The sequence below is a fragment of the Ferruginibacter profundus genome (assembly GCF_054783275.1).
In genome coordinates this window covers 445,662-457,907 of record NZ_BAAGQW010000003.1, presented here as the reverse complement: position 1 = coordinate 457,907, position 12,246 = coordinate 445,662, and the positions used below count along the sequence as shown (strand labels likewise).

7 protein-coding genes are annotated in these 12,246 nt (G+C 41.2%); 5 read left to right on the top strand and 2 right to left on the bottom strand.

What is annotated here, in order from left to right; translation table 11 throughout:
- Positions 1–55 precede the first annotated feature (55 nt).
- Positions 56–919, top strand: a complete 864-nt coding sequence (locus ACYVM0_RS21725) for a hypothetical protein (RefSeq protein ID WP_460560637.1) — start codon at positions 56–58, stop codon at positions 917–919.
- A gap of 134 nt (positions 920–1,053) precedes the next feature.
- Here ACYVM0_RS21725 and ACYVM0_RS21720 read toward each other — a convergent pair whose 3' ends face one another.
- Positions 1,054–3,294, bottom strand: a complete 2,241-nt coding sequence (locus ACYVM0_RS21720) for a T9SS type A sorting domain-containing protein (protein WP_460560635.1) — start codon at positions 3,292–3,294, stop codon at positions 1,054–1,056.
- Positions 3,295–3,734: 440 nt separating this feature from the next.
- Between ACYVM0_RS21720 and ACYVM0_RS21715 the strand changes: the two genes are divergently transcribed.
- Positions 3,735–5,108 carry a hypothetical protein gene (locus tag ACYVM0_RS21715; protein ID WP_460560633.1) on the top strand — a complete coding sequence of 458 codons (1,374 nt, stop codon included), beginning with the start codon at positions 3,735–3,737 and terminating at the stop codon, positions 5,106–5,108.
- Positions 5,109–5,136: 28 nt separating this feature from the next.
- On the opposite strand, the gene fumC is transcribed toward ACYVM0_RS21715, so the two are convergent.
- Positions 5,137–6,534: a class II fumarate hydratase gene (gene fumC, locus ACYVM0_RS21710; protein ID WP_460560631.1), complete on the bottom strand. Its 1,398-nt coding sequence runs from the start codon at positions 6,532–6,534 to the stop codon at positions 5,137–5,139.
- Positions 6,535–6,622: 88 nt separating this feature from the next.
- On the opposite strand from fumC, the gene ACYVM0_RS21705 reads away from it, so the two are divergent.
- The 3 genes from ACYVM0_RS21705 (at position 6,623) to ACYVM0_RS21695 (ending at position 12,221) form a co-directional block, all read left to right on the top strand.
- On the top strand, positions 6,623–7,213 hold the full coding sequence (locus ACYVM0_RS21705; protein WP_460560629.1) for a C40 family peptidase: 591 nt from the start codon (positions 6,623–6,625) through the stop codon (positions 7,211–7,213).
- Positions 7,214–7,286: 73 nt separating this feature from the next.
- Positions 7,287–9,692, top strand: coding sequence for a beta-galactosidase GalA (galA, locus tag ACYVM0_RS21700; RefSeq protein WP_460560627.1), 2,406 nt, complete (start codon positions 7,287–7,289; stop codon positions 9,690–9,692).
- A 225-nt stretch (positions 9,693–9,917) separates the two neighbouring features.
- On the top strand, positions 9,918–12,221 hold the full coding sequence (locus ACYVM0_RS21695) for a reprolysin-like metallopeptidase (RefSeq protein WP_460560625.1): 2,304 nt from the start codon (positions 9,918–9,920) through the stop codon (positions 12,219–12,221).
- Positions 12,222–12,246 lie beyond the last annotated feature (25 nt).

Here is a 12,246-nt window from a genome sequence, read left to right as displayed (position 1 = left end):
ATTTTTGAAGAACAAAATGCTTGCTCATTCAAAATTTTAAAAGACTAAAAAGATAATGATGAGAAAATTCCTTCTTCTTTGTTTAATTACGGGTGTAATAGCTTTGGCATCCTGCCAGAAAGAATACAGTACCGAAAATGGCGGTGGTGATGGGGCAGGGGTTTTGATAGGTGCCGATTGCCGCATCAGCAAGATAGCCTACAGTGACAGTGCAACGGGCAGCAGCATTGGTACTATCGGCGCTACTATCGACGGCTCGGATGTGGTAACTGATATTACTAAATTTGACAGCGTTACCTTAACCATTGATTTTAATTCGGTACCCCAATATTTCAGCGATACTGTTTATGTAGATCCTGATCAGTATTATGTTTTTGATGCTGCTACCAAACGCATCAAATCATTGCACGGACTTATTGACCCCACTTTGCCCGGCTCACCCGAATTTGATGTGGCTTATAATTATGATGCGGCAGGATTCCTGATCACCAAATCATACACATATTCTGCGTTACCCACTATTCCGTATCAAACTGTTACGTATACCTACACCGGTGGTAACCTTACACACATGACCACTGTAGATGAGTTTACTACCGACATTATCAAAGATGCGGACCTTACTTATTACACCAATATTTCTCCTAAAAATTACCTGTATCTTTTCCCTGATGAAGATACTTATGCTCCCTACAATCAATTTTTTAATTTCGGCAGAAAATCAACCAACGCTGTTAAAAACCTGAAAGTACGTTTTTACGATCCGGGTAATGTAGTGGTGGATTCTGCAGTATCTGCATTCAGTTCTTATGTGATGAGCCGTGATAATTATGTGGTGAGTGCATATATGCTGGGCAATGATCAGTCAAGCATTCCGGCAGCAAAAGGCAAATTGAATTTTTCTTACAAATGTAAATAAAGCGTGGGTGGTGAGTCGTGAATCGTCAGCAGTTTAAAGGACAGCTGATTCACTACTCACCACTCACGAAAAAAGCCCTTCCGTAGAAACGGAGGGCTTTTCTTTTGTATTTCAAACTTCACGGCGAAGTATCTTTATTTCAGTTTGATTATTCTTTTATTGATCACCTGGTTATTGCTGGCAACCGAAAGCATATACATTCCCCGGGGCAGGTCTTTAACCCTATCCAGTCTTACTTTATTCCACCCTTTTTTGCCATCCACCTGTTGCTGAAATACCACATGGCCAAACATATCTGATAACTGAATGTGTATTTTATTTTGCCTCGGTACTGTGATATCCAGGAGTATATAATCTGTAACGGGGTTGGTAACTCCTTTAATGGCAAAATCAATTGCCTTATTATTGAGTACGATAATGGGGCTGTAACTATACAATCCTTCACGGTCATTTAATTTTAAGCGGTAATAAGTAAGGCCTGCTAATTTATCAGGATCGTTAAAGCTGTAATTGCTGGTAACAGCTGTGTTGCCCGCTTTAACAGTGCCGGCTATACTAAAATTAATGCCGTCGATGCTTTTTTCAATGTCAAAATTAGTGACATTGCTGCCCGGTGTTAAAGACCAGTTTAAATCTGCATTGGATTGCAGTTCCTGCCCGGTAAACGATTTTAAATTTACATTGAGAATTACGCCGCAGTTAATGATGTTTAACATGGTGCTGGCATTGTTACTGTATGCACAGTTTACATTGGTTAAGTTAGCAGGCGTGGTGGCTACTACTGCCCTGTAGCGGTGACCGCTATCGGCCATAGTAGCTACAAACAATGGATAGCTGGCAGTGTATTCCCATTGACCGCTTATTAATGCCGGTGCGCCAACACCGCTTATGCCTGTATCAAACCAGGTGCTGCCGCCATTGGTACTTTTCTGCCATTTGTAATACACATAGTTAGGAAAGTAACAGCGGATAGTTGCAGAAAGATCTATCTGTGCGTCTTTACAAACTTTTATTTCGGGATTGTATTTTAAGATCAGGTCAGGAACGCAGGTAGATAAATTGACATCATCCACTGCCCAGTCGTTACCACCACCACCGGGAGAGTTATTGCGGATAGATAGCGTAAAAGATGTTTGTGCTGCACCGGTTAAATATGTAAATCCTTTTTTTACCCATTGTGCATTATAAGGAATATCTCCCGTGGTATAATAATCAATACCATTTAATTGAAAAGTAAGATTGGGTTTTACGCCGGGAGGGTATGGCCCGTTGAATAAAGCATTTAAAGCACCACGCCCATTACTATCGCAGGAGCATTTAGAACAGATATTCCTGAACCATGCACTAAAGTCGTAGTAAGTGGAGGGGCATAAATTAGCGATGGTTTGTTGTATGGCCGGATTGGTGGCATAACTGGCATTAACAATAGCCATATAACCACCGGTGCTGCCAACAGTTGTAGCAGGGTTACCGGCTGTGGCACTTACGGCGCCCGTGTGATCGCCAATAATATCCCATACCGTAAATACCCTTGAATTATCAGGGTATGGCACACCGTTATTAGTGGCCCCGGCAGCGCTGGTGTTGTTGGCAATACCATAGCTGCCATCGTTGGGTTGATTGGCCGAAAAGTTGACAAAAGAATAGCCCGGTACAATTGCAGATGCACTCCTGTTACGGGTATTGCCGCTGCCAAAAGTTCCGTTGTTTTCAATCACTGCATTGCCGCCAACATAATTGGGACAAACACCGATATTCTGAAACACCATGATATTGTTGGCAACAAAACCTGCGGTTACAGCAGTTGTGCCTTGTGTGTAGCGGAAGGCGCCACCGGGCATGGTGATCAAACTATTATATGCAACTGCATTTTTTATTTTTACCCTGAAGGAAGCCACCATAATGCAGACACCACCATAAAAAGAAGGCTTATCGTTATAGGCAATAGTTCCGCCGCCTGTGGTAGTGTTGCCTGTATTGGCAGCAACTCCGGCTGTTTTGCCCATATTGATCCGCAGGGTTTGGTTCACACCATTAAACATAGCCGCATCATCACTTGCCGCATCTGTATAGGCACGAAAGGTAAGCCCTTCATTGGTAATGATCTTAAGTGTACCGGGCAGGTAGGTAAAGTTGGCATTGATGGTATCGTTATACCTTACCTGTGTAATGGAAAATGCGGCAAAATTACCCACAGCAATGGCTGCTCTTATTTCAAGTGTATCGCCGGGTTCAAAAGTGCCGCCGGTAACATTCTTTGAAACATTGATATAACTTTTTCCTGTTTGTACCTGTGCATACAACTGCTGGTTACTGATCAGGCTCAGCAATAAAAATGTACCGGTAAATAAAAATTGAGGTAAATGTATTTTCATAGTGTTTCAGTTTTGGTGCTGAAATATGGATTCGGATATTTGTGTTGTTCATACTATATTTCTGTTTACATCATCCCGTTAAGGGAATAATATCATTTAAAAGGAGGGAGTACCAGGGTAGCATCAGGCCGGGTATTTTACCGTTGTGATAAAACACATGAGGGCGCAGTAAGGTTTTGATCTTGGTGTATTAACCTGACAACGTAAATGGCATATTGTTATTTTGTAAATGGATGCCTATTTTTCAAAATTGTTTGTAAATGCCTAATAACCAGTTTTTTTACGAAAACTGCAACTGGATACTACGGCTTTTTTTATTCAGTAATAGTAAAAAACTGTACAGACAGGTAGTGTTTTTACCGGTAAATTTTACAGTGCTGTTACTCTGAAAACTGTTTCAGGGATAAAAACTTATCTTTATAGGAGTACTTATTGCTGATATGAAATTTTTTAAAACGATCCTGCTTTTAATAACCGGGGCACTGTTTTTTCAGTGTTGCCAGCGGGAATTATTCTTCGATGGGATCTCTGCGGGGAAATTAAAAAAAGATGCAACCGGTAATTGCCTGCCTGTTAAAGTGAGTGGTGTTTATAATATCGATTCTGCATTCTCCGATAAAAATTTTATTGAAGCAGAAGTGGAGGTTTCTTTTGCGGGCACCTATGAAATTACATCCGATACAATAAATGGTTTTTATTTTCATCAAACGGGAAAGGTTGACAAAGGTACTAGTACCATTCATTTAATGGCAAGTGGTAAACCCATTGCACAGGGAAATAATTGTTTTACTATCAGGTATGGATCAAGTACCTGCAACGTTTGTGTAAAAACTTTCGGGCCGCAGCCTGCACAATATACTTTAGCCGGGGCGCCTGGTATTTGTACGGGCATATTTGCAGATGGCAGTTATGTTATTGGTAAGCCGCTTTCGCCTTCTAATATTTTAAAAGTGCAAGCTGTGGTTAACGTACCGGGCAATTATACCATAACCGCAACAACAACCAACGGCTTTTCATTTTCGGGCTCGGGTGTGTTTACCACAACGGGGTTACAGGATGTTTATTTAAAAGGAACAGGTACGCCGGTAAAAGCAGAGGTTTCAATAGTAGAGGTAAATGGAGTTGCCAGCAAATGCAATACAGGTATTACAGTGCTTTCGGATACTGCCGGTAAAGCCGTATTTAGTTTTGAAGGGGCGCCTAATGATTGTATCAACTTTACCATTGATGGTAATTATTATGTTGGTATTGCAACAACAACAGCTAATACGGTTACCATGCACGTAAATGTAAGTAAGCCGGGTTCGTATGCTATCAATACCAATACAGCAAATGGAATTACTTTCAGTGATGCCGGATCGTTTACTACAACAGGTCAGCATACTGTGGTGTTACTGGCAAAGGGAACACCCGTACGTGCAGAGTCAACCGCTTTTGTACCTAATACGGGAACGGTTACCTGTAATTTTTATTTAACTGTGGCACCATTGCCGCCACCGGCAGCGTTTACTTTAAGCGGAGCACCTGGTGCCTGTGCACCGGTTACAGTTAATGGATTTTATATTCTTTCCAAACCCCTGGACGGTGCCAATACAGTAGTGATACAGGCAGATGTGGGCAGCACCGGTTCTTACACCATTGCTACCAATACGGTAAATGGAATGAGCTTTACAGCGTCGGGAGTGTTTTCTTCCACAGGTTTGCAGAATGTGCTGTTACGTGGCAGCGGGGTACCCGGTTCAACGGGTACGTATACACTAACACCACGGGTTGGAACTTCAGCCTGTAACTTTAGTATTTTGGTTATACAATAAAGCTACAGGCCGGAGCACTTCCAATTATTTATATTTTTCCCACCATATTTGCAGGTACTACCCATTCATCAAATTCCTTAGGTGTTACATAGCCCAGTTTAACCGCCATTTCTTTTAATGTGGTTCCTTCCTTATGTGCTTTCTGTGCAATTTCTGCAGCTTTGTAATAACCGATCTTTGTATTGAGTGCAGTAACCAGCATTAAACTATTGTCAACATGTTTTTTAATATTGGCGCTCAAAGGTTCAATACCCACGGCACATTTATCATTAAAGCTTACACAACCATCACCGATCAGTCTTGCGCTGTGTAAAAAATTATAGATCATCACCGGTTTAAAAACATTTAATTCAAAATGGCCATTACTGCCACCAATACCAATAGTTACATCATTGCCCATTACCTGTGCGGCAATCATGGTCAATGCTTCACACTGTGTAGGATTTACCTTGCCCGGCATAATAGATGAACCCGGTTCGTTATCGGGAATATGAATTTCACCAATACCACTTCTTGGCCCGCTTGATAACATGCGTACGTCATTGGCAATTTTCATCAAACTAACAGCAACAGTTTTTAATGCACCGTGTGCTTCTACTATGGCATCATGAGCTGCCAGGGCTTCAAATTTATTATCAGCAGTTCTGAATGGCAGCTTCGTTAATTTTGCAATATGCCTGGCCACGTTAACATCATATTTTGGTGGTGTGTTAATACCGGTACCAACAGCCGTACCGCCCAAAGCCAGTTCACTCAAATGGGCTAATGTGTTTTTTATTGCTTTTAAACCATGGTCTAACTGTGATACATAGCCGCTGAACTCCTGCCCTAATGTAAGTGGAGTTGCGTCCATAAAATGCGTACGGCCTATCTTCACTACTTTTTTAAAAGCCTTTGCCTTTTTATCCAGGGTATTTCTTAGTTTGGTAATACCGGGAATAGTGGTTTCCACTAAAATTTTATAGGCTGCAATATGCATGGCAGTGGGAAATGTATCGTTACTGCTCTGGCTTTTATTTACATCATCATTGGGATGCAGGTATTTTTCTTTATCAGATAATTTACCACCATTTAATACATGACCACGGTAAGCCACTACTTCATTTACATTCATATTGCTTTGGGTACCGCTGCCGGTTTGCCAAACCACTAAAGGAAAATAATCATTCAGTTTTCCTTCTAAAATTTCTTTACAAACCTTACCGATAAGATCGGCTTTCTTTTTGGTTAAAACGCCTGCATCGTAATTGGTTAATGCGGCGGCATGCTTTAAATAAGCAAAAGCGGCAATAATTTCCTTAGGCATTTTGTTAATGTCCTGTGCAATTTTAAAATTGTCGATGCTGCGCTGGGTTTGTGCGCCATAATACGCATTTACGGGTACCTGCACTTCACCCATGGTATCTTTTTCTATTCTGTATTCCATAAAATGATTTTATTTTAACTAGTGGTTGCAAAATTAACACAAAAGCACTATCAATTATAATGTAGTTTTAGGCGAACAAAACTATTTTATGAGGCTTGCAGTAACCTGTTTTTTTATTGTAGTAACGGGTTGTGCAGGCAACTCTCCAAACAACAGCTTTACAAACCTGGCTGATACCGGTAAACCTGTAAATACAGATACACTACCGGTAATAAATGCAGATAGTATCAAACCGGTTGCACCTGTTATAAAAGCCGGCAATGATACCATCGTTGTAAATGAAAATACCCTGCAGGAGCATTTGCTTGCGTATGCCGTATCGCTTATTGGCACGCCCTACAAGTATGCTTCCACCAGCCCCGAAGAAGGTTTTGATTGCTCCGGGTTTATTACACATGTGTTTAACCATTTCAGCATAACAGTGCCCAGGTCGTCGGTTGATTTTACCCATTACGGCAATGCGGTTACCAGTATGGATGCAAAGCCGGCCGATCTGATTTTATTTACAGGTACAGACAGCAGCCGGGTGGTGGGCCACATGGGGATTATCATAAGTAACAACAGGGAAGAAATTAAGTTTATTCATTCTACATCGGGTAAAGCCAACGGTGTAACCATTACTGTACTGAACGATTATTACAAACACCGTTTTGTAAAAGTGATCAGGGTGTTTAATTAAAGTTGATAAAAATTCAGTTAATTTTAAAAGCATAACTAAAGTATATTTAAATTCACTTCCTAAAATCGCATTAATGAAGCTTATAACTATTATCCTGTTGGTATTGATATTCCCTTTTTATTCCTATACACAAACACCAGTACGAGAAAAAATTTCCATGGATAAGAACTGGAAATTTCATTTCGGGGATGCTGCGGATACTAAAAATGATTTTAATTACAACATCAATTATAATCTGGCCAAAGCGGGCTCGGGCCAGGGTTGCATTGCACCCGGCTTTAATGATTCTGCCTGGCGTACTCTGGATGTGCCACACGACTGGGCGGTAGAACAGGATTTTGTAAACATTAAAGATGAGGGCTTACAGGACCATGGCTTTAAAGCTGTTGGCGGCCTGTTTCCCAAAACAAGTATTGGCTGGTACCGTAAAACATTTAGTGTACCTCCGGCAGATTCCGGCAATAAATTCAATATTCATTTTGATGGCGTATTCCGCAATTGCAAAGTTTTTTTAAACGGGCATTACCTGGGAAATAACGAAAGCGGGTACAGCGAATTTTTATTGGATGTATCAGACTATATCAATTTCCGAAAGAAAAATGTGCTGGTGGTAAGGGTAGATGCTTCGCAATACGAAGGCTGGTTTTACGAAGGCGCAGGTATTTACAGGCATGTGTGGTTAGAAAAATTTAACCCCTTTCATATTGCACAATACGGCACTTTTGTAAGCAGTACGGTTAAAGACAGTGTTGCCACTGTTGCAGTAGAAACTACCGTGGCCAATAATACTTTTGGCAGGGCATCGGGTAGCTTACAATATTACATTTATGATAAAAACAATAAAAAAATTACCGGCACTGTTGTAGAAGGGGTTTCTGTTACTAACGGCGAAACTAAAAAAATACAATACCAGTTTAAGATCACCAATCCTATGCTGTGGGATTTGGAGAATCCCAATCGTTATACGTTAATCACACTCATCAGGCAGAATGATAAAGTTACTGATAGCACCAGCACCACGTTTGGTATAAGAACCATTACTGTGGATGCCACAAAAGGCCTGAGCCTGAATGGAAAGCCGATAAAAATTTACGGCGTCTGTTGCCACCAGGATCATGCCGGTGTGGGAAGTGCATTGCCGGATGCCTTGCAATACTACCGCATTAAGTTATTAAAGGAAATGGGTGTAAATGCTTACCGCACATCTCACAATCCGCCAACACCGGAATTATTACAGGCATGCGATGAATTAGGTATGCTGGTACTGGATGAAAACCGTTTGATAGGAACCTCTGCCGAATACATGAGTCAGTTTGAGAGGTTATTGTTAAGAGACCGAAATCACCCCAGCGTTTTTATGTGGAGCATTGGTAATGAAGAAAGCGGCATACATGGCACTGATGTTGGAAGAAGGCTTGCACAAACTTTAATACAAAGACAGAAGGAACTTGATCCCTCCAGGGTTTGTACTTATGCAGCTAATAATGGGGGCAATCGTACAGGCATAAACGAAGTTATACCGGTAAGAGGGTTTAATTATTTTGTACAAAAAAGCGACCAGTACCATGCGTCTTATCCCAATCAACCGGTGCTTGGCTCCGAAACGGGAAGTACGGTTACCACAAGAGGTATTTATGCAACGGATACTGTTAAAGGTTATGTTGTTGACAGGGATTCCACACATCCTTCATGGGCCACTACTGCCGAGGAATGGTGGAAGCCCAATGCTCATAAAGATTGGTTTATGGGAGGTTTTGTATGGACGGGTTTTGATTACCGCGGCGAACCCACACCTTATGGATGGCCCTGCATCAACAGTCATTTTGGTATTATGGATATGTGCGGTTTTCCTAAAAATATTTATTACTATTATCAAAGCTGGTGGAGCAATAAAGATGTATTGCAATTGAGTCCGCACTGGAACTGGACCACAGGTGATAGCATTAAAGTATGGGTAAACAGTAATGCCGAAGAAGTAGAATTAAAACTCAATGGGAAAAGTTTAGGAAAGAAAATGATGGCAAGAGAAGGTCACCTGGAATGGAAAGTAAAATACGCCCCCGGAAAATTAGAGGCCTTTGGCAAAAGAAACGGCAAAAAATTATATGCTAAAGTAGAAACGACTACTGCAGCTTACCAGATTGTTTTATCTCCCGACAGAACGATCATTAATGCTGATGGCGCAGACGTTTGTGTAATGAATGTAACTGTTACTGATAACAAAGGAAGAGAAGTGGCAACTGCAATGAACAATATTAATTTTACCGCCAGCGGCAATATAAAAATTATTGGTGTGGGTAATGGCGATCCCAGCAGTCATGAGCCGGATAAATTTTTTGATAATAACTGGCAGCGCACATTATTTAATGGTAAATGCCAGGTGATTTTACAGTCAACAGGAATAGCAGGTAACAGTACATTTACGGCAACTGCATCGGGGTTGCAGCCTGCAACGGTAGCTATAAAAACAGGTAACTGATTTTAAAACAACAGGATAGAAAATAACTGCTTGTTTTTAGAAAGTGTAGTAATATTAAGATGGATGATTGTAAATCATTGCAGTAAATAAGCAAAATCATTAATTGCAGGCTTTTGTAGTTTAAAAGAAAGCCGGTATTGTGGCATTTAATTTTCCACAATGCTGGCTTTTTTTAATTTATAAGGTTATATTTAATTATTACTAAACACTTCAATTGCTAAAAACATGAAAAAATTTTTCCTTACCACAGCTACGTTAGTAATGTTTTCCATTGCAGGTTTTTCACAGGCCGATAAATTCTGGTCTGCAAATAACGAAAGCCTTGCAAACATTATTACTGATAAAGCAGCATCGAGACTGTCTTATCCAAAAGCATTTAAATTATTCAACCTGAACTTTGAGTCCCTGAGACAGGAATTATTTTCTGTTGTAGATGGTAAATCAGCAAAGCATGCAACAGTAATATCCCTGCCGGCGGCAGACGGTAATATTGAGCAGTACGAAGTATATGAGGCATCTAATTTTGAGCCGGATCTGCAGGCACAATTTCCGGAGATAAGAGCTTATTCCGGAAGGGGAATCACTGATAAATATGCAACAGTAAAACTGAGTATTTCCCCACAGGGAATTCAAACCATGGTTTTCAGAACAGAAAAAGATAATGAATTCATGGAGCCGTATTCCCTGGATCATAAAATCTATTCTGTATACAGCTCTCATAGGGATAAAGGAAAACTTCCCTGGACATGCAGTACCGACGATAAGCAAATGGTTACTGATCTTAATAAACAGGTGTCGCAAAGCAGTGCTACCGGCAGTTCAACCGGGCAATTAAAAACCATGCGGTTGGTGCAATCCTGTAATGGCGAATATGCCAATTATTTCGGTGCCACCAGTGCTGCACAGGTTAGTTTGGTTTTAGCAGCCTTTAATGCAACGCTTACACGCTGTAACGGTGTGTACGAAAAAGACCTGGCGTTGCATCTTAATCTTATTTCAAATACAACATCGGTAATTTACTATAATCCATCAACAGATCCGTACTCCAATACGTTAAGCCAATGGAACCTGCAATTGCAGCAAACCCTTACTTCAGTTATAGGAAGTGCCAATTATGATATCGGGCACATGTTTGGAGCTTCAGGTGGCGGAGGAAATGCAGGTTGTATAGGTTGTGTATGTGTAAACCCTGCCAATAAGCGCTCCCTCGCAAAAGGTTCGGGTATTACATCTCCGGCAGATGGTATACCAATGGGAGATAATTTTGACATTGATTATGTAGTGCATGAAGTAGGGCATCAGTTGGGTGCAAATCATACATTCTCCATGTCACTGGAAGGTACAGGACAAAATAAAGAGGTTGGTTCCGGTATCACCATTATGGGGTATGCAGGTATTACCGCACAAGACGTAGCGCCACATTCTATTGATATCTATCATGAAACATCTATTGCGCAGATACAAGCCAACCTGGCCACCAAGACCTGTCCTGTAAGTGTAACCATGACGGCTAATCATGCGCCTGTTGTTGCTGCTGTAAGCAACTATACCATTCCTGTCAGTACGCCATTCGCCTTAACTGCAGCAGCCACTGATGCGGAAAATGACCCGCTGACCTACTGCTGGGAACAGAATGACAATTCCACTACATCAGGTACAAGCAGTATAGCTTCGCCTACCAAAACCACGGGACCTAACTGGTTATCGTTTTCACCAACGGTATCGGGTACCAGAACATTTCCAAGATTGTCTACCATACTTGCGGGCCTAAATGTTACACCAGTATTACCTGGTGGCGATGCCGGCACTAATATTGAAGCATTAAGCTCTGTAGCCAGAACTTTGAATTTCAGGGTAACCGTAAGAGATAATAAACCCTATTCACCCGGTGTTACTATCGGGCAAACGGCTTTTACCGATGCCGTGGTAACCGTATCAGCAGCGTCGGGGCCTTTTGCTGTTACTGCGCCTAATACAGCCGTTACCTGGACGGCTGGTTCTGCCGCAACTGTTACCTGGAGCGTAAATGGTACAACGGCAGCGCCGGTGAGCTGTGCTAATGTAAAAATTTCATTGTCTACAGATGGAGGATTAACTTTTCCAACAGTACTGGCTGCTTCTACAGCTAATGATGGAACAGAAACCATTACCGTACCGGCGGTATCGGGCAACACCTGCCGTGTGAAAGTAGAAGCTGTAGGGAATATTTTCTTTGATATATCAAATGCAAACTTTACTATTAACGCAGCACCAATAGCAGCCCCGGTAATTACAAGCAACAAGTTGAATGTTGTTCCTAACCCTGCTAGTTATAGTGCCGACCTGATCTTCAGGTCAGCCAGTAATGGCAAAGCGGTAATTACCGTTACCGATCAGATGGGTAATGTAGTTTTTAGTAAAAATATTCTGGTTAACAAAGGCCAAAATATCAATAAGCTGGATATCAGTAAACTTAATACGGGATGGTACAATGTAAAAATGCAAAATGGTGCTACTGTTGAAGTGACAAAAATTGTTGTAACTAAATAAATAGCTCATTTCATTTCTTATAGTA